The organism is Methylorubrum sp. GM97, assembly GCF_024347855.1.
Taxonomy (GTDB): Bacteria; Pseudomonadota; Alphaproteobacteria; order Rhizobiales; family Beijerinckiaceae; genus Methylobacterium; species Methylobacterium extorquens.
The window spans coordinates 2,144,147-2,168,634 of sequence record NZ_AP025942.1 but is presented as its reverse complement, the minus strand read 5'-3'; the positions used below and the strand labels follow the sequence as shown (position 1 = coordinate 2,168,634).

At 68.2% G+C, this 24,488-nt stretch carries 24 protein-coding genes; 13 read left to right on the top strand and 11 right to left on the bottom strand.

Annotated elements, in window-relative coordinates; all coding sequences use genetic code 11:
• Nucleotides 1-482 precede the first annotated feature (482 nt).
• The gene (locus MSPGM_RS10145; RefSeq protein WP_003598588.1) at nucleotides 483-2,657 is read left to right on the top strand and encodes a TonB-dependent receptor; all 2,175 of its coding nucleotides are present in this window, start codon (nucleotides 483-485) and stop codon (nucleotides 2,655-2,657) included.
• A 37-nt stretch (nucleotides 2,658-2,694) separates the two neighbouring features.
• Here MSPGM_RS10145 and MSPGM_RS10140 read toward each other — a convergent pair whose 3' ends face one another.
• Entirely contained in the window at nucleotides 2,695-3,090 is a 396-nt protein-coding gene (locus MSPGM_RS10140) for a DUF2794 domain-containing protein (protein WP_003598586.1), read from the bottom strand.
• Between the two features lie 513 nt (nucleotides 3,091-3,603).
• Between MSPGM_RS10140 and bluB the strand changes: the two genes are divergently transcribed.
• The 3 genes from bluB (at nucleotide 3,604) to MSPGM_RS10125 (ending at nucleotide 6,894) form a co-directional block, all read left to right on the top strand.
• On the top strand, nucleotides 3,604-4,269 hold the full coding sequence (gene bluB / locus MSPGM_RS10135; RefSeq protein ID WP_003598585.1) for a 5,6-dimethylbenzimidazole synthase: 666 nt from the start codon (nucleotides 3,604-3,606) through the stop codon (nucleotides 4,267-4,269).
• 188 nt (nucleotides 4,270-4,457) lie between these two features.
• The gene (locus MSPGM_RS10130; protein ID WP_003598583.1) at nucleotides 4,458-4,973 is read left to right on the top strand and encodes a L,D-transpeptidase; all 516 of its coding nucleotides are present in this window, start codon (nucleotides 4,458-4,460) and stop codon (nucleotides 4,971-4,973) included.
• A gap of 172 nt (nucleotides 4,974-5,145) precedes the next feature.
• Entirely contained in the window at nucleotides 5,146-6,894 is a 1,749-nt protein-coding gene (locus MSPGM_RS10125) for an ABC transporter ATP-binding protein (RefSeq protein WP_003598582.1), read from the top strand.
• 46 nt (nucleotides 6,895-6,940) lie between these two features.
• Here the strand turns inward: MSPGM_RS10125 and gmk are convergent, their stop codons facing one another.
• Complete coding sequence (gene gmk / locus MSPGM_RS10120) at nucleotides 6,941-7,612, bottom strand: guanylate kinase (protein ID WP_003598580.1); 672 nt, start codon at nucleotides 7,610-7,612, stop codon at nucleotides 6,941-6,943.
• Nucleotides 7,613-7,646: 34 nt separating this feature from the next.
• Nucleotides 7,647-8,561 carry a YicC/YloC family endoribonuclease gene (locus tag MSPGM_RS10115; RefSeq protein WP_012752720.1) on the bottom strand — a complete coding sequence of 305 codons (915 nt, stop codon included), beginning with the start codon at nucleotides 8,559-8,561 and terminating at the stop codon, nucleotides 7,647-7,649.
• Between the two features lie 331 nt (nucleotides 8,562-8,892).
• On the opposite strand from MSPGM_RS10115, the gene MSPGM_RS10110 reads away from it, so the two are divergent.
• Complete coding sequence (locus MSPGM_RS10110) at nucleotides 8,893-9,438, top strand: hypothetical protein (protein ID WP_003606123.1); 546 nt, start codon at nucleotides 8,893-8,895, stop codon at nucleotides 9,436-9,438.
• 87 nt (nucleotides 9,439-9,525) lie between these two features.
• Here MSPGM_RS10110 and MSPGM_RS10105 read toward each other — a convergent pair whose 3' ends face one another.
• The 3 genes from MSPGM_RS10105 to MSPGM_RS10095 form a co-directional block, all read right to left on the bottom strand.
• Complete coding sequence (locus tag MSPGM_RS10105) at nucleotides 9,526-9,741, bottom strand: hypothetical protein (protein ID WP_003606125.1); 216 nt, start codon at nucleotides 9,739-9,741, stop codon at nucleotides 9,526-9,528.
• Between the two features lie 221 nt (nucleotides 9,742-9,962).
• Entirely contained in the window at nucleotides 9,963-11,345 is a 1,383-nt protein-coding gene (locus MSPGM_RS10100; protein ID WP_003606127.1) for a class II 3-deoxy-7-phosphoheptulonate synthase, read from the bottom strand.
• 137 nt (nucleotides 11,346-11,482) lie between these two features.
• A complete protein-coding gene (locus tag MSPGM_RS10095; RefSeq protein WP_003606128.1) occupies nucleotides 11,483-12,649 on the bottom strand; it encodes a helix-turn-helix transcriptional regulator in 1,167 nt (388 codons plus the stop codon).
• A 383-nt stretch (nucleotides 12,650-13,032) separates the two neighbouring features.
• Here MSPGM_RS10095 and MSPGM_RS10090 point away from each other — a divergent pair, with 383 nt between their 5' ends.
• Nucleotides 13,033-13,764, top strand: coding sequence for an MBL fold metallo-hydrolase (locus MSPGM_RS10090; protein WP_003606130.1), 732 nt, complete (start codon nucleotides 13,033-13,035; stop codon nucleotides 13,762-13,764).
• A 22-nt stretch (nucleotides 13,765-13,786) separates the two neighbouring features.
• Here the strand turns inward: MSPGM_RS10090 and MSPGM_RS10085 are convergent, their stop codons facing one another.
• Nucleotides 13,787-14,092 (bottom strand): alkylphosphonate utilization protein, encoded by a 306-nt coding sequence (locus tag MSPGM_RS10085; RefSeq protein WP_003606133.1) that lies wholly within the window; start codon nucleotides 14,090-14,092, stop codon nucleotides 13,787-13,789.
• A 205-nt stretch (nucleotides 14,093-14,297) separates the two neighbouring features.
• Between MSPGM_RS10085 and MSPGM_RS10080 the strand changes: the two genes are divergently transcribed.
• Nucleotides 14,298-14,852, top strand: coding sequence for a DUF2059 domain-containing protein (locus MSPGM_RS10080; protein ID WP_012752718.1), 555 nt, complete (start codon nucleotides 14,298-14,300; stop codon nucleotides 14,850-14,852).
• A gap of 6 nt (nucleotides 14,853-14,858) precedes the next feature.
• Here MSPGM_RS10080 and MSPGM_RS10075 read toward each other — a convergent pair whose 3' ends face one another.
• Both MSPGM_RS10075 and hemA read right to left on the bottom strand, forming a co-directional pair.
• Nucleotides 14,859-15,323 carry a hypothetical protein gene (locus tag MSPGM_RS10075; protein WP_003601959.1) on the bottom strand — a complete coding sequence of 155 codons (465 nt, stop codon included), beginning with the start codon at nucleotides 15,321-15,323 and terminating at the stop codon, nucleotides 14,859-14,861.
• Nucleotides 15,324-15,565: 242 nt separating this feature from the next.
• On the bottom strand, nucleotides 15,566-16,954 hold the full coding sequence (hemA, locus tag MSPGM_RS10070; protein ID WP_003601960.1) for a 5-aminolevulinate synthase: 1,389 nt from the start codon (nucleotides 16,952-16,954) through the stop codon (nucleotides 15,566-15,568).
• Between the two features lie 588 nt (nucleotides 16,955-17,542).
• On the opposite strand from hemA, the gene MSPGM_RS10065 reads away from it, so the two are divergent.
• Together MSPGM_RS10065 and murA are read left to right on the top strand one after the other, a co-directional pair.
• Nucleotides 17,543-17,692, top strand: a complete 150-nt coding sequence (locus tag MSPGM_RS10065; protein ID WP_003601961.1) for a hypothetical protein — start codon at nucleotides 17,543-17,545, stop codon at nucleotides 17,690-17,692.
• A 191-nt stretch (nucleotides 17,693-17,883) separates the two neighbouring features.
• Nucleotides 17,884-19,173, top strand: coding sequence for a UDP-N-acetylglucosamine 1-carboxyvinyltransferase (murA, locus tag MSPGM_RS10060; protein WP_003601962.1), 1,290 nt, complete (start codon nucleotides 17,884-17,886; stop codon nucleotides 19,171-19,173).
• 94 nt (nucleotides 19,174-19,267) lie between these two features.
• On the opposite strand, the gene MSPGM_RS10055 is transcribed toward murA, so the two are convergent.
• A complete protein-coding gene (locus tag MSPGM_RS10055; protein WP_003601963.1) occupies nucleotides 19,268-19,648 on the bottom strand; it encodes a hypothetical protein in 381 nt (126 codons plus the stop codon).
• A 293-nt stretch (nucleotides 19,649-19,941) separates the two neighbouring features.
• Between MSPGM_RS10055 and MSPGM_RS10050 the strand changes: the two genes are divergently transcribed.
• The 4 genes from MSPGM_RS10050 to MSPGM_RS10035 all read left to right on the top strand — a co-directional run bounded on the left by MSPGM_RS10050 (nucleotide 19,942) and on the right by MSPGM_RS10035 (nucleotide 23,159).
• Nucleotides 19,942-20,397: a DUF2948 family protein gene (locus MSPGM_RS10050; RefSeq protein ID WP_003601964.1), complete on the top strand. Its 456-nt coding sequence runs from the start codon at nucleotides 19,942-19,944 to the stop codon at nucleotides 20,395-20,397.
• 31 nt (nucleotides 20,398-20,428) lie between these two features.
• Entirely contained in the window at nucleotides 20,429-21,724 is a 1,296-nt protein-coding gene (gene hisD, locus MSPGM_RS10045) for a histidinol dehydrogenase (RefSeq protein WP_003601965.1), read from the top strand.
• Between the two features lie 129 nt (nucleotides 21,725-21,853).
• On the top strand, nucleotides 21,854-22,378 hold the full coding sequence (locus MSPGM_RS10040; RefSeq protein WP_003601966.1) for a UPF0262 family protein: 525 nt from the start codon (nucleotides 21,854-21,856) through the stop codon (nucleotides 22,376-22,378).
• Nucleotides 22,379-22,685: 307 nt separating this feature from the next.
• Complete coding sequence (locus tag MSPGM_RS10035; RefSeq protein WP_003601967.1) at nucleotides 22,686-23,159, top strand: low molecular weight phosphatase family protein; 474 nt, start codon at nucleotides 22,686-22,688, stop codon at nucleotides 23,157-23,159.
• Between the two features lie 95 nt (nucleotides 23,160-23,254).
• Here MSPGM_RS10035 and MSPGM_RS10030 read toward each other — a convergent pair whose 3' ends face one another.
• Nucleotides 23,255-24,085 carry an FTR1 family protein gene (locus tag MSPGM_RS10030; protein WP_003601968.1) on the bottom strand — a complete coding sequence of 277 codons (831 nt, stop codon included), beginning with the start codon at nucleotides 24,083-24,085 and terminating at the stop codon, nucleotides 23,255-23,257.
• Nucleotides 24,086-24,488: the final 403 nt, after the last annotated feature.

The following is a 24,488-nucleotide window of genomic DNA, read 5'->3' as shown; positions in this document are numbered from 1 at the left end:
ACCGGCTCGTCGAAAGACTGCGCGTCAAAACAAGGACCGAGAGACGCCGGCCTGATGCAATGGGGTCGGAAAAGGCACTCCGCGGCCTTCAGCCTCGCCGGAAAGGGCAGGGCTTCGGCTTCGCCCCCCTGCGCCCTTGCGAGCACGGCCGCTGCGCCTGGGCGTCGGACCGGCTGTTCCGTCCCGACGCCACGCCGCCATCGCGGATGAAGTCACCAGTTTACAACAGTTCCGAGCAGCGTAGTTGCGGTTCTGCAACAATGTTTCTGCATCGTATAGATTTGAATGTCTCCAGCTTTCGACAAATCGCGTTGAATGACGATATTTTAGGCGCTTATCGCGAATTATTCTAAACAAAAGCACCGTTTTTGTCGTTTGTTATAGTGCTTCACCGGCTTGATCCCCGTCGAGCGATGTCATCATGAGCGCCAAGTCGGCGTCACGACGTCGTCAAATATCGACAAGAAGACGGGGGATTGGACTTGAGACGTCGCGGAACGAACGAAGTCGCGTTTGCGCTTCTGGCAGGCACGGCCGTCGCGGTTGCCCTCCCTGCACGGGCACAACCCCTTGTTCCGGTCGAGGCGTCTCCCGCCGCCGTCGCGCTGGACGAACTGGCCGTCGAAGGCCTCGGCCGCGGCGCGCTGCGGCTTGAGCCTCAGGGCGGTGTCACGGTCGGCTATCTCGGCAAGGCGACGCGGAGCGCCACCAAGACCCCGACGCCCCTGCTCGACACGCCGCAATCCGTCTCGGTCATCACGCGCGAGCAGATCCTCGACCAGGGCTTCCAGTCGATCGGCGAGGCGACGCGCTACGTTCCGGGCGTGATCCAGGCCCAGGGCGAGGGCAATCGCGACGAGCTGATCATCCGCGGTCAGCGCTCGAATGCCGACTTCTTCGTCAACGGCATCCGCGACGACGTGCAGTATTACCGCGACCTCTACAACATCCAGCGCATCGAGGTGCTGAAGGGGCCCAATGCGATGATCTTCGGCCGCGGCGGCGGCGGCGGCGTCATCAATCGCGTGCTCAAGGAAGCCGACGGCGTCCCGACCCGCGAGATCGTCGCCCAGGGCGGCCAGTTCGCGAACAAGCGTGTGGCGCTCGATGTCGGCGACCGCGTCTCCGACAGCGTGTTCTTTCGTATGAACGGCGTGTTCGAGGATACGGCGACCTACCGCGACTTCGTCGATATCCGCCGCTACGGCGTGAACCCGACGATGACGTTCCTGCTCGGGCCGCAGACGACGCTGCGCCTGTCCTACGAGTACTTCCACGACGACCGCACCACCGATCGCGGCATCCCCTCGCAGTTCGGCCGGCCCTACCGGTATCGCGACAACCGGACGACCTATTTCGGCAACCCGTTCCTGTCGCCGACCTACGTCAACGCCCACATCGCCACGGCGCAGCTCGACCACGTCTTCGAGAACGGCGTCGTGATGCGCAGTCAGTCACGCATCGCCGATTACGAAAAATTCTATCAGAACGTCTTCCCCGGCGGGGCGGTGAACGCGGCCGGCACGGCCGTCAACATCTCAGCCTATAACAGCCAGACCGACCGGACGAACTACTTCAACCAGACCGACTTCACCTACCAGTTCCTCACGGGCCCGGTGAAGCACACCCTGCTCGGCGGGTTCGAACTCGGCTACCAGGAAGGTCTGAGCGTCCGTGAAGACGGCTTCTTCGCGACCACCGGTACGCAGACCCTCGTCGTCAACCCGCTCGCGCCGCTGACGCGCGTCGGCGTCAACTTCCGCAACATCGCCAGCGGGGCCAACAGCACCTACGATCTCGGTCTCGCCGCGGCCTACGTGCAGGATCAGGTCGAACTGAACGACTACGTGCAGCTCATCGGCGGCCTGCGCTTCGACCATTTCGACTTCGCAGCAACCGACCGGCGCACCAACATCACCAATGCCCGCGTGGACGACCTGATCTCGCCCCGCGCCGGCCTCGTCGTGAAGCCGCTGCCGAACCTCGCCTTCTACACGAGCTACAGCATCTCCTACCTGCCCTCGTCCGGCGATCAGTTCAGCGCATTGACGCCGGGCCTCGTCATCGCTCAGCCGGAGAGATTCGAGAACACGGAAGTGGGCGTGAAGTACGACGTCTCGCCCGTGCTTCAGCTCACCGGCGCGCTGTTCAACCTCGACCGCACCAACCAGCGCATCGCCGATCCGAACCGGCCCGGCTTCTTCCTGACCTCGGGCCAGACCAACACGCAGGGCGCGGAGATCGGCGCCAACGGCTACGTCACCGATTGGTGGTCGATCGCGGGCGGCTACGCCTTCACCGATGCGCGCATCGCGAACCGGCTCTCCGATACGATCGTGGCCGGCAACTTCGTCGGCCTCGTGCCGCTCAATTCCTTCACGCTGTGGAACAAGTTCGACATCGATCCGAGCTTCTCGGTCGGCGTCGGCTTCATCAACCAGTCGCACTCCTTCGCGACTTCGGACAACACCGTCCGGCTTCCGAGCTACTCGCGCTTCGATCTGGGCCTGTTCTACCGGATCAGCGAGAACGCACGCGCGCAGGTGAACATCGAGAACCTGTTCGACCGCAACTACATCGTCTCGGCGCACAACAACAACAACATCCTGCCCGGCGCACCCCGCACGGTCCGGGCACAAATCATCGTGCGCTGGTAGCCGCCCCTCCCGCTTCCGGGCACGCCCGGAGGCGGGATCACACCGCCCGCAACGGCCCCTCCAGCACACCGATGACGCGGGCGAGGTCGTTGCCGCGCTTCATCACAAGGCCGCTCGCCGCGATCACCGCGTAGGCGCCCTGGCGGCGGGCGAGCTTGGGATCCTTCTCGATCCGATAGAGCGGCATCTCGGAGGCGCGGCGGTAGATCGAGAACACCGCCTTGTCGCGGCGGAAATCGAGGGCGTAGTCGCGCCATTCGCCCTCGGCGACGCGCCGTCCGTAGAGGTTGAAGATGGTCCGCAACTCGTCGCGCTGGAAGGCGACCTGCGGAGTGGTGGGCGACGGAAACGGGATCACTTGCGGCGTGACGTGCGGTGCCACTTGGCTGTCCCGGTCGTTCGAGCGGTGATCGACGCTCTGCCCCTCGCTCATCGTCACTCCCGTAGCGGTGCCGGCGTTCCTGCGGCGTGGGGGAGATGATGGGCTCCGCGGCAGGCACCCGCAAGGTGCTTCGCCGGCCATCGGTCGCGTAGCGTGGTTTCGACGCGGCGCGCGACTCATGTGCGTCGCCGCACGGTGAGGTGGTGAACATCACCGTCCCGCCGCAGACTCGCCTTGCCATCGCCATCGCGACACGCTTTCACTGTGGCTTGAAACCTCGTCGGTCTGTCCACCGCGGCGGCGCCTGAACCCGAGCTCCCCAGCCCTCGGGCAATGCCGCGGATCTCGGCAAACCGGCATCCAGGGGTTTCGAGACCCAAGGACTTCAGGCGGCCTCCTCGGAGCGCCGCCCTTTTTTCGTGTCGAGGCTCCCGCCTCTCGCGGGTGCATCAGCCCGAAAGCCGATGGTCACCTCTCGGAACGAGGCTCGCGGCGGGGAGCCAAGGCCGCAGCCCCCAACAACCATCTTGGCAGCCGCGCCCGCTGGCGCGAGAAGCGGCGGCGATGTCCGAGTCCTCTCCCCCCGCAGCGGCGCCTCCGCCCGTCTTCGACGACGCCTTCCGCGCCCGCCTCGCGGACCTGTTCGCGTGGCGGCGGGACGTGCGGCGCTTCTCCCGCGAACCGGTCGACGAGGCCGCGCTGCGGACCTGCCTCGATCTGGCGGCGCTGGCACCCTCCGTCGGCAACAGCCAGCCCTGGCGGTTCGTACGGGTATCCGAGCCTCGGCGGCGTGCGGCGGTCATCGCAAGCTTCGAGCGCTGCAACGCCGCCGCCTGTGCGACCTATGCCGACGAACAACGCACGCTCTACGCCCGCCTGAAGCTCGCGGGCCTGCGCGAGGCGCCGGTTCACCTCGCGGTGTTCTGCGATTCCGGAACGGGCGCCGGCCACGGCCTCGGCCGGGCGACCATGCCGGAGATGCTGCGCTACTCGGTGGCGGCCTGCATCCATGCCTTCTGGCTTGCCGCCCGCGCCCACGGAATCGGTGTCGGCTGGGTCTCGATCCTCGAACCCACCGTCGTGACGGACGCCCTCGACGTGCCGGAAGGCTGGGATCTGGTCGCCTATCTCTGTGTCGGCCACCCGGTCGAGGAGCATGCCGACCCGGAACTCGTCCGCCACGGCTGGCAGGAGCGGCACCCGGAAGCGGCCCGGCTCCATGAACGCTAAGACCGGCGCTAAGACCGGCGCCGCGAACCGATACTTAAAATTTGCCGGAATTTCCGAGCCCGGCATTCGCTAAGCCGCCAAGAGGCCGTGCATGGGGCGCGCATTTCGCGGCGCGTAAAGCAGAATCGCAAGCTGGAACGGCGGATTGTCTTCGTCAGTTACGCTCCAGCTTCGAAAGGCGATCTTCGATGTTCAGGACAGTCAAGTACAGGGCGCGTCTCGCGGGGGCGCTCGCGGCGGCTTTATGTGCGGCCGGTGCCGCGCAGGCTCGGGAAGTCGTCCCCTTTGCCGACGGACTCGGTGCGGGCACGATCGTGGTGCGCACCACCGAGCGCCGGCTCTACCTTGTCAACGGCGACGGCACGGCGATTCGCTACCCCGTCGCGGTCGGCAAGCCGGGCAAGCAGTGGAGCGGCGCCACGCAGATCGACGGCAAATATTACCAGCCCGACTGGTCGCCCCCGGCGGAGGTGAAGCGCGACAACCCCCGCCTGCCCAACCTCATCCGCGGCGGCTCGCCGAGCAATCCGATGGGCGTGGCGGCCATGACCCTGCGCGGCGGCGAATACGCCATCCACGGCACCAACCGGCCGAATTCGATCGGCACCTTCGCGTCCTACGGCTGTATCCGCATGTACAACCAGGACATCGCCGACCTGTTCGGGCGCGTCACCGTCGGCACCGAGGTGTATGTGATGCGCTGAGCGACGGTTCGAGCCGCTGCCATCCGCAGCGTCGCGCGGGCCGGGCGGTCTGTTGTGGAGCGGTGAGCGTGGGGTCCGCCCCGCGTCGGCGCCGCTGGCGCGACGACGCGCCCTCGCCTATGCGCCGGGGAGCCGCCCGCTTCCGGGCCAGAAGACCCGTCACTGCCGCGCCATGCTGAAGGCTTTCCTCGCCTATTACCGGCCGCACCGGACGCTGTTCCTGGTGGATTTCGGCTGCGCCGTGCTCTCGGGCCTGCTCGAACTCGGCTTCCCGCTCGCGGTCAAAGCCTTCGTCGACCGGCTGCTGCCACAGCAGGACTGGAGCCTGATCCTGCTCGCGGCGATGGGCCTGACGCTGCTCTACGTCGCCAATGCCGGCCTGATGGTGGTCGTCACCTATTGGGGCCACGTGCTCGGCATCAACATCGAGACCGAGATGCGCGCCCGCGCCTTCGACCACCTGCAGAAGCTCTCGTTCCGCTTCTTCGACGGGCAGAAGACCGGCCATCTGGTGGCGCGCATCACCAAGGATCTGGAGGAGATCGGCGAGGTCGCCCATCACGGGCCCGAGGACCTGTTCATCGCGGTGATGACGCTGTTCGGCGCCTTCGCGCTGATGTTCCTCGTCCACCCGCCGCTGGCGCTGATGACGCTGGCGATCCTGCCGCTGATCGCCTTCATCGTCATCCGCTACGGCGGGCGCATGACGCGCAACTGGCAGGCGCAATACGGGCGCGTCGGCGCCTTCAACGCCCGCATCGAGGAGAATGTCGGCGGCATCCGCGTGGTGAAGGCCTTCGCCAACGAGGCGCATGAGCGGGCGCTGTTCGCCTCCGACAACCGGAACTACCGCACCACCAAGCTCGAAGCCTACCGGCTGATGGCGGGCGCCCTGTCGATCAACTATCTCGGCCTGCGCCTCGTGCAGATCGTGGTGCTCCTCGGGGGCGCCGCCTTCGTGGTGCGCGGTGACCTGACGCCCGGCGGCTTCGTCGGCTTCCTGCTCCTGGTGGCGGTGTTCTACCGGCCGCTGGAAAAGATCGGGGCGGTGATCGAGACTTACCCGAAAGGCATCGCCGGCTTTCGCCGCTACCAGGACCTGCTCGCCACCGAGCCCGACATCGCCGACCGGCCGGGGGCCATCCCCGCCCCGCCGCTGAAGGGCGAGATCCGTTTCGAGGGCGTGCGCTTCGGCTACAGCCCGGATCGGCCGGTGCTCTCCGCGATCGACCTGACGATCCATGCGGGCGAGACGGTGGCCTTCGTCGGGCCCTCGGGGGCGGGCAAGACGACGCTGCTCTCGCTGATCCCGCGCTTCTACGAAGCGGAAGCCGGGCGCATCACCATCGACGGCCACGACATCCGCGACCTGACGCTGGCCTCGCTGCGCGGGCAGATCGGCATCGTCCAGCAGGATGTGTTCCTGTTCGCCGGCACGATCCGCGAGAACATCGCCTATGGCCGCCTGCGCGCCAGCGAGGCCGAGATCCTGGACGCCGCCGCCCGTGCCCGGCTCGATGGGCTGATCGCCTCGCTGCCCGAGGGGCTCGATACGGTGATCGGTGAGCGTGGAGTGAAGCTCTCAGGGGGGCAGAAGCAGCGGCTCGCCATCGCCCGCGCCTTCCTCAAGAACCCGCCGATCCTGATCCTCGACGAGGCGACCTCGGCGCTGGACACGCAGACCGAGCGGGAGATCCAGGCCTCGCTGTTCGAACTGGCGGAAGGCCGCACGACGCTGGTCATCGCCCACCGGCTGGCCACGATCCGCCACGCCGACCGCATCGTGGTGGTGGCCGAGAACGGCATCGTCGAGCAGGGCCGTCACGACGTGCTGCTGGCCGGAGACGGCTACTACCGCCGCCTCCACGCGGCGCAGGTGGAGGATTCGCATCCGTCGCGGCCGCGCACGGCGGCGGAGTGAAGCGCCTTTCCCTCTCCCCGCGTGCGGGGCGAGGGAATTCAAATTCTCAAGCGCTCCGCCCGGCCTCGGCCAGGAGCCCATCGACGAAGCCCGGCAGGCCGGTGCGGCGGGTGCGCTTGAGGCGCTCGGCGGCCAGGATCGATTGAAGCGCGCGGAAGGACTCGTCGAGGTCGTCGTTGACGATGACGTAGTCGTACTCGCTCCAGCGCTGCATCTCGTTGCGGGCGTTGGCCAGCCGCCGCTCGATGGTCTCGGGTGCGTCTTCCGCCCGGCGCTCCAAGCGGTTGCGCAACTCGGCAAAGCTCGGCGGCAGGATGAACACCGTCACCACGTCGTCCTGCAGCCGCTGCCGGACCTGGCGGGTGCCCTGGTAGTCGATGTCGAAGATCATGTCCCGGCCTTGGGACAGGGTCTTCTCGACCGGGCGGCGCGGCGTGCCGTAGAAATTCCCGTGGACCTCGGCCCATTCGAGCAGGTCGTCGCGGGTGCGAAGATCCTCGAACGCCTCGCGGTCGATGAAGCGGTAGTCGCGCCCGTCGATCTCCGAGGGGCGGCGCGAGCGCGTCGTCACCGAGATCGACAGATCGAGGCCCCATTCGGGCCGCTGGGCGATGGCGCGAGTCAGCGTCGTCTTGCCCGCGCCCGAGGGCGAGGACAGGATCAGGATCAGCCCGCGCCGGGCGATATCCGGTCTGCCTTGGGTGGCATCCTGCGTCATCGGCGGGAAACTCCGCTGCGCATGTCTCTCGCTCTCATTCGACGTTCTGCACCTGCTCGCGGAATTGCTCCACCACGGCCTTCAAGTCGAGTCCGATCCGCGACAGGCTGATATCGCCGGCCTTGGCGCACAGGGTGTTGGCCTCGCGGCCGAGTTCCTGGGCCAGGAAATCGAGCCGCCGGCCGATCGCGCCGCCCTGAGCCAGCAGTTCGCCGATGGCCGCGAGGTGAGCGCGCAGGCGGTCGAGTTCCTCGCGCACATCCGCCTTGGCGGCGATCAGCACCGCCTCCTGATGCAGGCGGTCGGGGTCGAGCCCGCCGGCGCCGACGAGGGCCGCCACCGCATCCGCGAGCCGGGCGCGCACCGCCTCGGGCCGGCGGGCGGGGCAGTCCTCGGCGGCCTGGGTCAGGCGGGCGATGTCCGCGATCTGACCCTCCACGATCGCGTGCAGCCGCGCCCCTTCCGCGCGGCGGGCGGAAACGAGATCGGCCACGAGGGTCTCGATCCCGGCGACGAGATCCCGATTGAGCGCCTCAGGGTCGGCCCCGGCCTCGCTCTCGGTCTCGACGACGCCGCGCACGGCGAGCAGCCCGTCGAGCGTCGCCGGGCCGACTTCGGCGGGGCGCGGCACGCGGGCGACGGCCGCGGCGAGGTTCGCCAGCAGGGTTTCGTCGATGCGCACCCGCACCGCCGCCTCGGGCCGCGTCAAGGTGAGACCGAGCTGGCACTGGCCGCGAGAGAGCGCCTTGGACAGAGCGATGCGGGCCGCCTCCCCCGCCGCCTCGAAGCCGTTCGGGGCGCGCACGCGGATATCGAGCCCACGCCCGTTCACGGTGCGGATCTCCCACAACCATTGCACCGCGCCGGTCGTGCCGGCGGAGCGGGCAAACCCAGTCATGCTCGCAATGGTCTTATCTTCGCTGGTCTTGCCTGCGCTGGTCTGGGCCAAGGGCGCGTCGCTCCCGCTCGTCCACCATCGGCGCTCGGCCGCTCATCGCGGGGAACGACTCCGGAAAAGGTCGGTTTGTCGGATACGCGCTTTCGGCAAGAAAGCGCAATGCGGAGGCGGGTGGAAGGCCGGCCTGGCCGCCCTGAGCGCGTGCGCTGCACCACGACCGCACCGCCCTATTCTGCACAAAAAACGCTCACGTCATTTAATGATGCAAGAGCCCAGCGTCCAAGCAGGCATGAATACTGTGCATCAGCTTGACGCTGATGATGTGTCTTCCTAACTTCCAAGTCGATTAAAGGGCACCGAACAATCGAGCGGGGACCCATCCATGACGAACCCCTTCGACATCAAGAATCGCTTCCGGGCGCGCCTGCGCGCGGCCGATGCACAGAAGCATCGCATCCAGGCCAAGCTACTTCAGGACGGCGTTCGGGCGCTGGCTCCGATCACCGAGGCCCTGAGCCTGATGGCCGAGGTGTTGGAAGAGGACGGCATCGAGCACGGCCGGATCACCTGCCCCGCCCCGGAAGTGGATCGCGACGATTTCGTCGGCTTCACCGCCACGTTGCAGAACGACGCCGATCAGGAGCACCGGATCACCGTGAAATACGGCCCCGTTCTGGGTGGGCGCAACTTCATCGCGGTGAACGGCCTGGGGGCGGAGTACAACGAGCGCCTGCTCACCCTGGCCAGCAACACGACGCCGGGCCTCGGCCGCTGCGTCGGCAGCGACGTGCATGTCGAGGCCGATCGCGGCGGCGACCTGGCCGAGATCCTGCGCGAGATGGTCGAGGACTTCTTCGCCGGCCACAGCGAGGCGCCGATCCGCACCGGGGCGACCGAGTCGCGCGGCCGTCTGGCGCTGGTGCAGTAGGCGCCGCGCGAGGCGCCGGCCCGGACCGTCGAGACCGTCCGGATGCGAGATCAGGACTTCGCCATCACGCAGCGGCGGGGCGTCCGCTCACGGATCGAGGCGGCGCGCCCGGGCGGCACGCGCCATGGCGATGAGTTCGTTGGCGGTGAGGTTGTGCGACGGCAGGCGCGCCTCGGATTCGATGGGGTGCAGGTCGATGGAGCGCCGATCCAGCGGAGGCGTGGCGGCGGAGAGCAGTCCCGGATTCCAGCTCGGCCAGAGACTGCGAATGCGAGATGTCTTCCTGGTCGCCGATACCGCCATGCCGCCTCCGAAGCCGATCACTTAAGAGGATGATAACCAAGCTCGGGCGCGAGAAACATTCTTGACGCGCGCCGATGTGGTGCTTCGCCGAATCTTTTGTCGGCTGCGCGTCGGGGCGGTGGCGGCCTTCGCTGCAGATGGGTTCGCACAACGAAAAAGGCGGGCGCGATCCTGCATGATCGCACCCGCCCCATCGCATTCCGATCACGATCGGACCGAGGCTACTCCGCCGCGTCGAGGCGCGGGCGCTCGATCTCGGCGCGCTCGCGCTTCACCAGTTCGGCGGTCAGGAACGCCACCTCGAGCGCCTGCTCCGCGTTGAGGCGCGGGTCGCAGTAGGTGTGGTAGCGGTCCTGAAGGTCGTCCGCCGTCAGCGCACGGGCGCCGCCGGTGCATTCGGTCACGTCCTTGCCGGTCATCTCCAGATGGATGCCGCCGGCGATCGTGCCTTCCGCGCGGTGCACGCCGAAGAAGCCCTCGATCTCCTGCATCACCCGCTCGAACGGCCGAGTCTTGTAGCGACCGGCGGCGATGGTGTTGCCGTGCATCGGATCGCACACCCACACCACGTTGCGGCCCTCGCGCTGCACCGTGCGGATCAGCCCCGGCAGATGGTCGCCGACCTTGTCCGCGCCGAAGCGGCAGATCAGGCTGAGGCGCCCGGCCTCGTTCTCCGGGTTGAGGAGATCGATCAGACGGATCAGCCCTTCGGCCGTGGTCGAGGGCCCGCATTTCAGGCCGATCGGGTTCTTGATGCCGCGGGCATATTCCACATGGGCGTGGTCCGGCTGGCGGGTGCGGTCGCCGATCCAGAGCATATGGCCGGAGGTGGCGTACCAATCGCCGCTCGTCGAATCGACGCGGGTCAGCGACTCCTCGTAGCCGAGCAGCAGCGCCTCGTGGCTGGTGTAGAAGTCCGTGGTGCGGACCTCCTGGTGCGTCTCCGGGTTGATGCCGATGGCGCGCATGAAGTCGAGCGCGTCCGACATCCGCTCGGCCACATCGCGGTAGCGCGAGGATTGCGGGCTGTCCTTGACGAAGCCGAGCATCCAGCGATGCGCGTTCTCCAGGTTGGCGTAGCCGCCGGTGGCGAAGGCGCGCAGCAGGTTCAGCGTCGCCGCCGACTGCCGGTAGGCCTCGAGCTGACGGCGCGGATCGGGGATCCGGGCCTCCTCGTTGAAGGTCAGGCCGTTGATGATGTCGCCGCGGTAGCTCGGCAGCGCCACGCCGTCGAGCGTCTCGGTCGGCGAGGAGCGCGGCTTGGCGAACTGCCCGGCAATGCGGCCGACCTTCACCACGGGCGAGCCGCCCGCGAAGGTGAGCACCATCGCCATCTGCAGGAAGACGCGGAAGAAGTCGCGGATGTTGTCGGCCGAATGCTCGTCGAAGCTCTCGGCGCAGTCGCCGCCTTGCAGGAGGAAGGCTTCGCCCGCCCCGACGCGCGCCAGGGCCGCCTTCAGCTTGCGCGCCTCACCGGCAAAAACGAGCGGCGGAAAGCTCGCGAGTTGCGCCTCGACGGCCTGGAGAGCGCCCGCATCCGGATAGGACGGGACCTGCTGGATCGGCAGGTTGCGCCAGGTTTTTGGGGTCCACCGCTCGGCCATGATACTCTCTCCGCTCACCCGATCGGGTGATGCGCGCGGGCCCTCCCGCCTCGCGCGAAGCCGGGCTTATAGAGCGGTTTTTCAGAAGTTGCGAGTTGGCCGACGCCATAGCTGAGTATCGGCCGACGCATCGGCCGCTATTCGCGCAATCCCGACCCGGCGCCCCGGCCGGCGAGCAGGCCGACGAGCTCGGCTTGGCGCGACACGCCGGTCTTCTGGAAGATGCGCCGGAGCACCGAGCGGGCGGTGCTGGGGGTGATCCCGAGCTTGGCCGCGGCCGGTGCCGGGGCATCGCCCGCCGCGATCAGCGCGGCGAGCCGGGCCTCGGCCGGGGTCAGGTCGAACAGGCCCTGGACCACATCCGCACTCGGCACGTCCTGGGCCACGACGGGGGTGGCGATCAGCACGAAGCGGGCGCGGACGAACACGTCATGGGCCGCGCCGCGGATCGGCACGAGATGCAGGATCACCGGGGGACGCTCACCGCTCGCGGCGATCGGGATCGAGCGCACCGGCATCGCCTGCGGCGAGGCGGATTGTGCCACGGCTTCGCGCAGCAGCCTGTCGGCAGCCGGATCGACCGCGGCGAGCCGCAAGGGCTGGTCGCTGAGGGTGTGAGGCATCATCGCCACCAGGGACGGATTGGCGTCGATGACCCGCCCGCCGCTTCCGAGCACGGCCGCCGGCAGGCCGAGCGCTTCGAGCGTCCGGGTGGTGGTCGAGACCCGCTCCATCTCCAGGCGTGCGGAGAGCAGGGCGGCCCGGGCGAGATGGGGACGCAGGCTGTTGAGCGCGGACAGGATCTGCGGCCCGAAATCGCCCTCGGCGCGGGCGCGCTCGCAATGGACGATGACGCTGTCGCCGCTCGGCACCAGCACGGCTGTCGCGGTACCCGCGCCGTAGCCCCGGGGGATCAGGAAGTCCTGATAGAGCGGCAGCGTCGCGATCTCCTCCTCCGTCACGACGTCGAGGTCGTTGAGAAAGCCGGGATGACGCAGCGCCAACAGGCGTCCGATGCGGACGTTGTCCGGGAAGCGCTCGAAATGATCGATCACCAGCGGGTCGAACTCCGGCGACGTCGTCACGAAGTCGCGAAAGTGCGTCCCGGTCGAGACGATCATCACCGCCTGCGGGGCGCCGGCGAAGCGGGCGAGTTCGACGAGCACCTCGCGCCACAGCTCGGGCAAGGCCGCCGCCTCGTAGATCCGGTCGATCAGGGCGGCGCCCTCGGCCGACAGGGCGGCAGCCGGTTCGATCGAGGCCGAGCGAATGGCGGAGGGAAAGGGGTGGGAATGGATCGTCATGAATCGAGCGAAAGCAATGGAACGAACGCGGTCACAGGGTCGGAATTTGCCATCTCCGCAGGCCGCGGGATACAGCATTGGGCTTGCTGGAACAGTATTTTGTCGGATCCTGTCCCCAGAAAAGCAATCACAACCTGCACACGGCCAAACTCCAGTCCCCTAACGGGAAATTAAAATCAGTATGTCGCACTGAATCCTCCCTTCTTAGCCGATTAACAAATGCAACGAAATCTGTCTTCCCGGACAGCGGGCCAACGTCTCGCCGGGACGCGAGAGACGCCCTTCGGAGAATGAGCGTGATCCATGCCGGCCGGGGACGATTGATCGCGGCGCCCGGTGACCGAGATCCCCTGCCGGGATCGACAAGGCAGGGGGAGTGATCCATGCGGCTCCACGTTCTCGGTTGCGGCGACGCGTTCGGCTCGGGCGGGCGCTTCAACACCTGCTTCCACTTCGATGCGCCCGGCGGCGCCTTCCTCATCGATTGCGGCGCCTCCGCGCTCATCGCGATCCGGCGCTTCGGCGTCGAGCCGAACCGCATCCGCACGGTGTTCCTCACCCATCTCCACGGCGACCATTTCGGCGGCCTGCCCTGGCTGATCCTCGATGGGCAGCTCGTCAGCGGGCGCACGGAGCCGTTGACCGTGGTCGGGCCGCCGGGCACGGCCGAGCGCCTTCCGGCGGCGATGGAGGTGCTGTTTCCCGGCTCCAGCACGGCCGAGCGCCGATTCCCAGTCGAGGTCGTGGAAATGGAAGCCGGGCGCCCGGTCGAGACCGGGGGCGTGCGGGCCACCGCCTTCACCATGCGCCACCCCTCGGGCGCGCCCGCGCACGCCCTGCGGATCGAGGCGGCGGGCAAGGTCGTCAGCTATACCGGCGACACCGAGTGGGTGGAGGATATCGTCGCCGCGGGGCGCGGGGCGGACCTGATGATCGCCGAGGGCTACACCGTGGAGCGTCCGGTGAAATTCCACCTCGATTGGGCGACGCTGAAGCAGCGCCTGCCCGAGATCACCCCGAAGCGGCTGATGCTCACGCATATGAGCCCGGAGATGATCGCGCACCCGCCGGACGGTTACATCGCGGCCGAGGACGGGCTCGTCGTCACCCTTTGACCCCGCCCCTCGCTACGCACGATCAGCGCTTGCGCACGAATTCCGTGCGCAGGACGAGGCCCTTGATGCTGTCGTGGCGGCAATCGATCTCCTCCGGATCGTCCGTGAGGCGGATCGACCGGATGACAGTGCCCTGTTTCAGGGTCTGGTTCGCGCCCTTGACCTTGAGATCCTTGATCAGGGTGACCGCATCGCCGTCGGCCAGGATGTTGCCCGCGGCGTCACGGACAGGCGCCCGCGCAGCCGGGGTCTCGGCCGCCGCCGCGCCAGCGGGGCGCCATTCACCGAGCGCTTCGTCGTAGATGTAGGTGTCGTCCGTATCCGGCATCGTCTGGCTCCTGGCGGTCACGCCACCGTGAGCGCGGCCATAGCGGTGCCTTGGGCAGGCCGACAAGCGCGTTGCGAGCATAGCTCCGAACCGACTACCGTTCCGCGAGTTGGCAGCGGGTGTTCGCAGGATCACCGTTACCAGCGTGTCATCCCATTCGGGCAAACAGCCCGACCCCATGTTCACGACCGGAGTCACACCGACCATGCGCCAGGAAATGCTCTCCGGACTGCTCGGCCTCGGCCTGCTCTGCGCGCCGGCCCTCGTCGCGGGCACCGTTCCCGCCTCGGCGCAGGCGCCCGCCCAACCGGCCGCCCCGGTCGTCACCGCCGATCCCGAGCGCTTGGCCGCTGCCCGCGAGGTCGTCGCCGCGGCGCAGGGGGACCGGGCCGCGGTGCTCGCGGCGATGAAGGCGCCGATGGCCGGGGTGATGCAGCAGATGGGTCTTACGGACCCGAAGAAGGCCCAGGTGATGGTGGACGAGGTCGTCATGCCCACGCTCTCGGAGAATTACGACGACCTGCTCGCGATCCAGGCCCTCAGCTTCGCCTCCGTCCTCTCGAAGGAAGATCTGAAGGCGGTCGCCGGCTTCTACGCCACGCCGGCGGGCAAGAACCTCGTGAAGGCGCAGCCGCAACTGAGCCAGGCGATGCTGACGGGCATGCAGCAATGGATGGGCACGCTGCTGCCGCAACTCAAGGAGAAGGTCGAGAAGGCCGCCGCGGCGCATGGCTGGTCGAACGAGGTCAAGCGGCGCTGAGCCCCCTCATCGCTCCGGCTCGAACAAGGCCGCAGCCGCGGGCCCCTGCGGAAAGGTCAGGGGCATCCGCACCACGCCGCGGTGATAGGGGAAGCGGGCGCGCTGGAGCGGGTCCGGCCCGGTGAAGATCAGCCACGGCCGGAACGAGACCGGGCTGACGCAGAGCAGGTAAGTGCGCAGGTTGCGCTCGTCGGGCACGAACATCGCCGTGTCGAGGTAGCGCGCCTCGTGCCGCACCCAAGCCGGGATGAACCGCAGCCGCCAGCGACGGGCGAGATGCTCGCCGACCCCGCCGAGGAAGGCATCGGGCCGCGCGTCTCCCAGAAAGCCCGGATCCTCAGCGATCATCGCCCCCTGGGCGGTGATGTCGCCGTCGAGCGCGTAGAAGGCGTCGAGGAAGTTCTGGAGGTGGTGATCCCAATCGCCTCCGCGCGCCCGCTCGACCACCTCGCACAGGGAGGCGGGCCTCATCGTGGGCGATCCTGAAGCACCGGCCGGAAGTGCAGGCTCGCCTCATCCGGTGGCGCCTCGTCGTAGACGGAGACGTACAGGTCTTGCAGCGCCGCCCCGCCTCCGTAGACGGCGAGTTCGACGAACAGCCCCCGCGCGGACAGATCCGTGCCGAGCTGTTCGAGAGCCTGGAGGAGGCGGGTGCGGTCGAAGGCCAGCGCCGTGCGGACAGTGTAGCCGATGCCGCGGCCTTCGCGAAAAGGCTACTCCGCGGCTGCGGCGAACACCGTCCCGGCCCGCGGCAGATCCAGCGTATCCCAGGTTTCCACCAGCGCGGCCGTCAGCGCACCGATCCGCTCGTCGTCATGGAAGGGCGAGGGCGTGATCCGCAGGCGCTCGGTGCCGCGCGGGACGGTGGGGTAGTTGATCGGCTGGATGTAGATATCGTGGTGCTCCAGCAGGTGGTCGGCTGCCGCCTTGCACAGCTCGGCGTCGCCCACCATCAGCGGCACGATGTGGGTCTCGGTGTGCAGCACCGGCAGGCCGGCGGCCTCCAAAGCCGCCTTGGTGCGGGCGGCCTGGCGCTGATGCGCCTCGCGCTCGGTCTTCGAGCGCTTGAGGTAGCGCACCGAGGCGCGCGCCGCCGCGGCGACGGCCGGCGGCAGGGCCGTGGTGAAGATGAAGCCGGCCGCGTGGCTGCGAACCGCGTCGCACAGGGTCGCCGTGCCGGTGATGTAGCCGCCGACGCAGCCGAAGCCCTTGGCGAGCGTCCCCTCGATCACATCGACCCGGTGCATCACACGATCGCGCTCGGCGATGCCGGCGCCACGCTCGCCGTAGAGGCCGACCGCATGGACCTCGTCGAGATAGGTCATGGCGCCATAGGCGTCGGCGAGGTCGCAGATCGCGGCGATCGGCGCCACGTCGCCATCCATCGAGTAGACCGACTCGAAGGCGATCAGCTTGGGCCGGTCGCCGGCCTCGGCGAGCAGTTGCTCGAGATGTTCGAGGTCGTTGTGGCGGAAGACGCGCTTCTCGCAGCCGGAATGGCGCACGCCCTCGATCATCGAATTGTGGTTGAAGGCGTCCGACAGGATCAGGCAGTTCGGCAGCAGCTTCGCGATGGTCGAGATGCCGGCCTGATTCGAGACATAGCCCGAGGTGAAGACGAGGCCCGCCTCCTTGCCGTGCAGGTCGGCGAGTTCGCGCTCCAGATCGACCAGCGGCGAGTTGTTGCCGGCGATGTTGCGGGTGCCGCCGGCGCCGACGCCGCAGCGGGCGGCCGTGTCGGTCAGGGCTGCGACGACCTCGGGGTGCTGGCCCATGCCGAGATAGTCGTTGGAGCACCATACGGTGATCTCGCGGTTGCCGCCCTCGGGGCGCCGCCACGTGGCCTGCGGAAAGCGGCCGGAGATCCGCTCGATATCGGCGAAGACGCGGTAGCGGCGCTCACTGTGCAGCCGGTCGAGGGCGGCGCGGAAATGGCCGTCGTAATCCGTACGCGGACCGGCGGGGCGCACCGGCGGCCGCTCGAATTTGGCCCGGCCATTGCTAGCACCGGAATCGTCCACGCCGCCATCGCCGCCGACGATCGACTCGTCGGTCAGGCTGGCGCTGTCGGCCGCGTTCACAGGCATCAGGTTCACGGGCATCCGTCCTCGACGCTTTCGGCTGGCCGGGCGTTCTTCTCGGGACGCCTCGGTTTAAAGAATTCGGGCCCGGACCCTACCCCGGAGAGCGTGGCCGAACCGTTCGCGGCCGGGGCGGTGATCTCCCGGGGTTCAGCCCCCAGGGAGCGGCACGGCCTTCGCCGCGCGTCATCGTCCGACCGGCGGCTTTTCGCATTCCGTCCGGGACGAGTCCCTCGCCGGTGCCGCCGTGACCGCAAGATAGGAGGTAATTTCGAACTGGTTCAAGGTGAGTTCGAGACATTCCTGCTTTGCACAGGCGCGAAGGGCCCTGCGATCTTGCCCGGATCCGGGCTCGATCATCGAATGCTCGCTCTCAGATGCCGTCCTAGCGCGACGTCATGCAACGCTCGCGAGAACCGACGCTTGCTGATTCGCTCGTGAACCCCGCCTTGGGTGACGATGGGTCGCGGCGCGAAGCGAGGCCCATACTTGGCGGCCGATGCGCTGGCGAAGGGGACAAAATCGGGATACGGCCTTTCCCGACATGGCCAAGCGCACGCATCGGCGGCGATGGGCGCTCCGCCGGGTGAAATCGTTTCGGAACGCGAGATGGCGACCAAGGACGAGGAGCGCGCCGCCCGCCTCAAAGCGGCCCTGCGCGACAACCTGCGCCGCCGCAAGGCGCAAGCCCGGAGCCGGGCCGACGACGCACCCGAGCCCGCGAAGGCGCAGCCGGCCGAACCGGCCGAGAAGAGCTAGCTCCCGTCGCCCGACTTGCCTCCCCTGCGCCACGTTATTGGAGCGATGCTTCGGGCGCGGGATGGAACCGAACGGCCACGCTTCTTCTTTTTGCCGGATACCGCCTATACCTCCACCCTGAACAAGGGGCGCTCGCGCCCGGCACGCAAGGCGACCTCCGCGATCGGAACGGGGGTACTCCGAGGATTCCGATGGACCGCATCCACATCACCGGCGGCACGCCGCTCAACGGCACGATCCCGATTTCGGGCGCCAAGAACGCGGCGCTGCCGCTGATGATCGCGAGCCTTCTCACTGGGGAGACGCTGGAACTCATCAACGTGCCGCGGCTCGCCGACATCGCGGCGCTGACGCGCATCCTCGGCAATCACGGCGTCGATCACATGGTCGTCGGCAAGCGGCCGGGGCAGACTGCGGAGACCGGCCAGACCGTCCGGCTCACCGCCTCGAACGTCATCGACACCACCGCGCCCTACGAACTCGTCTCGACCATGCGGGCGAGCTTTTGGGTGATCGCGCCGCTTCTGGCCCGCTTCGGCGAGGCCAAGGTCTCGCTGCCCGGTGGCTGCGCCATCGGCACCCGGCCGGTCGACCTGCTGCTCATGGCGCTGGAAAAGCTCGGCGCCGAGATCGAGATCGACGGCGGCTACGTGGTTGCGAAGACGAAGAACGGGCTCCGCGGCACCGAGATCGATTTCCCCAAGGTCACGGTCGGCGGCACCCATGTCGCCCTGATGGCGGCCGCACTCGCCTACGGCACGACGGTGCTCGACAACGCCGCCCGCGAGCCGGAAGTCGTCGATCTCGCCGAATGCCTGATCAAGATGGGCGCGCGCATTGAAGGCGCCGGCACCTCCCGCATCGTCGTGGAGGGCGTGGCACGCCTCGGCGGCACCCGGCACGAGGTTCTGCCGGACCGGATCGAGACCGGCACCTACGCCATGGCGGTGGCAATGACCGGGGGCGACGTCTCCCTGGTCAACACCCGGACCGACCTGCTCGCCTCGGCCCTCGAGACGCTGGCCTCCACCGGCACCGAGGTCACGGCCCTGCCCGACGGCATCCGCGTGCGCCGCAACGGCGGCGGCATCAGCCCGGCCGACGTGACAACCGATCCGTTCCCCGGCTTCCCGACCGATCTCCAGGCGCAGTTCATGGCGCTGATGACGCTGGCCAAGGGCCAGTCGCGCATTCGCGAGACGATCTTCGAGAACCGCTTCATGCACGTGCAGGAGCTGGCTCGCCTCGGCGCGCGGATCCGCCTCGACGGCGATCTGGCCGTGGTCGAGGGCGTCGAGCGCCTGAAGGGCGCGCCCGTCATGGCCACCGACCTGCGCGCCTCGGTCTCGCTGGTGATCGGCGCGCTCGCCGCGGAAGGCGAGACGCAGATCAACCGCGTCTACCACCTCGACCGCGGCTTCGAGGCCCTGGAGGCCAAGCTCGCCCGCTGCGGCGCGCAGATCGAGCGCGTGCGGGCCTGACGGCGCCCGGCGCCGATCTTACCACTCGGTCCCACATGAAAACGGCCTGCACCGCGCGGTGCAGGCCGAGACTGTTTTAAGACGATCCGAGGGGTCAGCGGGCGACGGCGCCGCGCTTCACGCCGAAGCCGGGAATATCGCAGGCGCAGGGTGCGTTCGGCGGGGCGAAGCCCGTCGCGCAGCTGCCGCGGGCGGTGATGCAGACGCTGCCGCCACGTCCGCCGCGGGGCGGCCCCCGGAAGCGCGGACCATCATCCTCATCCTCGAAGCGGCGGCGCCGGCCACCATCATCGCCGTAGCGGCGCCGACCATAACCGTCGTCGTCATCGCGGGAGCGGCGGCTGTAGCCGTCGTCGTAGCGGCGCGGACTGTCATAGCCATCGCGATAAGACTGGGCGCTCGCCGGGCTCGCCACGAACCCGAGGGCCAAGACGACCCCCAAGGTGCGCCCTATGGCCAGAACTCCGTTTTGCATCGTCCGCATCCCCTCCGGATGACTTGGAAAAGTCACGCTGACCTTAGCCATGCGCTCATGAACGCACGATGAGCCCAAAAGAACCGCAGCCTGTGATCGCGGCTCGGACATGACGCGCCGGGCATGGCGCACGCTCCTGTGCGGGGCGGTCTTTCCGATGCCGAACCGGCCTCCCGGTCGCTGAAACGCGCTCCGACCCATCCGGCTACCGGTTGCCGCAGGCGGGTCGCGTCGCTACCTACGCCTCGAAATCCGCTCGCCGCGTGTTCGGTCGGAGAGCTCGGAGCGTAATGATGGAGCTTCTCAAGCTCGCCGCCCTCGATGCCGAGGATCTCGCCGTCATCTCCGCCCACCTTCAGGACGCGATCCTGCGGGCGGAGGATCTCGCGTGGCTGCCGGGCGAGCACCGCTTCGCCCTGGCGGCGCGTCGCTTCGATTGGTCGGTGCCGCCGGGTCAGCCGCCCCGGCGACGCCTCTCGGGCCTGCATTTCGAGCGCGTGCTCTCCGTGAAGACCAAGGGCATCACGCCGGGGGCGACCTCCGGCGATCCCTTGAGCCTTCTGGCGATCACCTTCGAGGAAACCGAGGCGCCTTCCGGCGTCGCCACCCTGGTCTTTTCGGGCGGAGCCGCGATCCGGCTCGAACTCGAATGCATCGAGGTGCGCCTGAAGGATCTCGGCCCCGTCTGGGAAGCCGATGGCCGCCCCGACCACGAGGCCGTGCGCAACCTCGTCGAGAACCGCCCGTGATCCCCCTCCCCCGAACCGCCGATATCGCCCGATGATCCGTCTCGACAGCCGCTCTCCCGATTTCGCGGAGGCGTTCAAGCGCCTGCTCGGCCTCAAGCGCGAGATCTCCGAGGATGTGGACGAGACCGTGCGCGGCATCATCGCGGGGGTCGTCTCCGGCGGCGACGCGGCGCTCGTCGATTACACCTGCCGCTTCGACCGGCTCGGCCAGGATTTTGCGCCGGCCTCCCTGCGCATCACCGCCGAAGAGGTGGAAGCGGCGGTGGACGCCTGCCCGGCCGAGGCTCGCGCCGCCCTGGCTCTCGCGGCCGAGCGGATCGAGGCCTATCACCGCCGCCAGATCCCCGAGGATCACCTGTCCACGGACGATCTCGGCGTCACCGCCGGTTGGCGCTGGACCGCGATCGAATCGGTCGGGCTCTACGTGCCCGGCGGCACCGCGAGCTATCCCTCCTCGGTGCTGATGAACGCGGTGCCGGCCCGCGTCGCGGGCGTGCCGCGCATCGTCATGGTGGTGCCGACCCCCGAGGGCCAGCTCAACCCGCTGGTGCTCGCCGCGGCCAAGCTCTCCGGCGTCACCGAAATCTACCGGGTCGGCGGCGCGCAGGCAGTGGCCGCGCTCGCCTACGGCACGGAAACCATCGCGCCGGTGGCCAAGATCGTCGGCCCCGGCAATGCCTGGGTCGCGGCGGCCAAGCGCCGGGTGTTCGGACAGGTCGGCATCGACATGATCGCCGGCCCCTCCGAAGTGCTGATCCTGGCCGACCGCCACGCCAACCCCGACTGGATCGCCGCCGACTTGCTGGCCCAGGCCGAGCACGACACCGCGGCGCAGGCCGTGCTCGTCACTGACTCGGACGAGTTGGCCGACGCGACCGAGGCCGCGGTCGAGCGCGCGCTCGCGACCCTGAAGCGGGCCGAGATCGCCCGCGCCAGTTGGCGCGATTACGGCGCGATCATCCGCGTCCAAAATTTCGACGAGGCGGTGCCGCTCGTGGACGCCATCGCGCCCGAACATCTCGAGATCGAGACCGAGGACGCCGACGCGTTGTCGCTGAAAATCCGGAACGCGGGGGCGATCTTCCTCGGCGCGCACACGCCCGAAGCCATCGGCGATTATGTCGGCGGCCCGAACCACGTCCTGCCGACCGCCCGCTCGGCGCGGTTCTCCTCGGGGCTCGGGGTGCTCGACTTCATGAAGCGCACCTCGATCCTGCGCTGCGATCCGGCCGCCTTGCGGGCGCTCGGGCCTGCCGCGATCGCTCTCGGCGAATCCGAGGGTCTCGACGGGCATGCCCGCTCCGTGTCGATCCGGCTCAACCTCTAGGGCCTCCGATCGGCCGGGATCACGTTTCGGAACGATCGCCCGGAGCGCTTGCGTGCGGGCCCGGCTTGCGGCTCATGTGACGGAAACAAGGCGCCCGGATTCGGGTGCCGACGCGAGAAGGCGCCGGCGATGAAGGCCGAACCGAAGCAGGGGGCGCAAGACGCGCAGGGCGAGGCACCGGCAAAGCCGCGAAACCGGCTCGCGGCGGTGCGTTTCGACGAGGGCTCGATCGGCCGGGGCAACCCCGACCAGGAGCACGAGCGCGCCATCGCGATCTACGACATCCTGGAGGAGAATTCCTTCACGATCCCCGAGCGCGACGAGGGCCCGTACGGGCTGGTCCTCGGCCTTGTCGAGAACAAGCTGTCCTTCGCGATCGCGACCGAGGCGGGCGAGCCGGTGATGACCCACCTGCTCTCGCTCACGCCGTTCCGCCGGGTCATCCGCGACTACGAGATGATCTGCGAGAGCTATTACAGCGCGATCCGCACCGCCTCGCCGACGCAGATCGAGGCGATCGATATGGGGCGGCGCGGCCTGCACAACGAAGCGTCCGAGCTGCTGCGGCAGCGCCTCGAGGGCAAGGTCGATCTCGACCATGACACGGCGCGGCGCCTGTTCACCCTGATCTTCGCCCTTCACTGGAAGGGCTGACGATCGCGGCTTTATCCTGCCTGAAGGTGGAGCACTCGGCAGAATGCTACGCTTTGGGGAATTCCGGAGCGGATCTATATCAGCGTGTGCGCGAGCACCTCATGAAACGCCCGATCCGTGGTGCATCGGCGCAAGACGGCGTGGGCGTTTCGCGAGGGGTCACGGTGTTTGCATCGTCTTTTCCGACAAGCCGGCGCCCGTTCGCGGCGATGCTCTCGGAGTGCTCCACAGGATTTCCGGTCGTTGACTGCTCGTCCGCAGGCATGACGGTGCGGCGGGGATTTCGTGGGAAGCACCCGGGCGGGGCATGACGGACGACGCCATCCCCGGGACCGGGCCCAAGAAGCGGCGGGTTCAGTCCGTCCTGTTCATGTGCAACTTCAACGCGGTGCGCTCGCTGGCGGCGGAGGCGATCGCGCGCCATTATTTCGGCAAATCCACCTACGTGCAGTCCGCCGGCGTGCGCTCGGGCGAGCCGAGCGATCCGTTCATGGTCGCGGCCCTGGACGAGATCGGCATCGACGCCTCCCGCCACAAGCCGCGCACCATCGAGCAGTTGGAGGATTGGGAGGGGCTGAACTTCGACCTGATCATCACCCTCTCGCCGGAGGCGCATCACCGGGCGCTGGAACTGACCCACACGCTTGCGGCGGATGTCGAGTACTGGCCGACGCCGGACCCGACGCTGGTGCAGGAGGGCACGCGCGAGCAGCGCCTCGACGGCTACCGCGACGTGCGCGACGGACTGACCTACCGGATTAAGTCCCGGCTGAAGGTGTGAGGGTCAGAGCGTCTTCGCCCTGAAACGAAAACGCCGCCGATAACGGCGGCGTGAAAGCAAAAGGGCTCCCCGAGCGGGGAGCCCCATCGCCAAAATCAGGACGCGGCCGAGACCGCCCGCCCCTCGCGCGCCTCGGTGGCACCGCCTGCCTTGCGCCGAAGGCTGACGAGGGCCGCCGCCGCGGCCACGGCCAGGATCGCGAGCTGGGTGCCGAGCGCCTCCCAGCTGCCGTTGCTCAGGCCCCATTCCGAGACGAAGGCGGGCACGCCGTCCGTGGTGAAGGGGATCAGCGACTGCTCCTGCAACTCCTGGAACGCTTGGCCGACCATCCGCAGGCCCATGAAGAACAGGAAGGCCGAGGTCACCACGAACATCGGGCGCAGCGGCAGGCGCAGCGCCAGCCACTGCATCGCCACGAACATCGCCACCAGCGCCAGGGTCGCGGCCGCGAGCCCGCCCAGCAACGCGGCATCGAAGCCGTTGGCAGTCTTGGCCAGGGTGTGGACGAACAGGATCGTCTCGGCGCCCTCGCGGAACACCGCCAGGAAGGCGATGCCGGCGAGCGACAGCATGGTGCCCGCGCCGAGTGCCCGCTCGGCAAGCCGGTTGAGGTCCGCCTGCCACGCCTTCGGGTCCTGGCGGAGGAACATCCAGCCGCTCATGTAGAACAGCAGCACCGCGGCCGCGAGCATCACGCCGGCTTCGAACAGGTCGCTGTGATTGCCGTCGTAGAAGGTCGCGAACACCCACGCCATGACGACGCTGGCGACGACGGCGGCGAGCGCCCCGATATAGACCGGCGCGATCCGCTCCGCCGCATCCGCACGGCGAAGGAAGGCAGCGAGCGCTGCGATCACCAGCAGAGCTTCCAGTCCCTCACGGAACAGGATGATGAAAGCCTGCAGGAACGTCGATCCGTCCATCATCCGATTGCTCCCGTTTCGATCGGCGGAACCCGCGTCCCGGCGAATTGTCTGCCTCAACGGCGATGCCGCTCCTTGCGGCACCGCGAATACTTGTCACGATACAATGTTGTTTTGATGCAAAACGCAGTTTGGAAACGTTCCTAACAAGAAGAGCGGTCCAGTTTCGGACGACGAAGCCCGATGTTTCGCTTCGCGTGCCAGTACAACCCTTTGCACCATTCTCGCAAGCATCGCAGCGGGCACACGGGATCGCGCTCCGTCGCCGCAGGCAACACCGCCGACAACGCAGAGAGACGCAGACAAATTTTTGCCGTTTTCCGGAAGGTCGCGCGAAACCCAATGGCCACGTTGGGGATTGTTGATTCAATATGCGGCGGCGCCTGCACGGCGGGACACCGGCCGC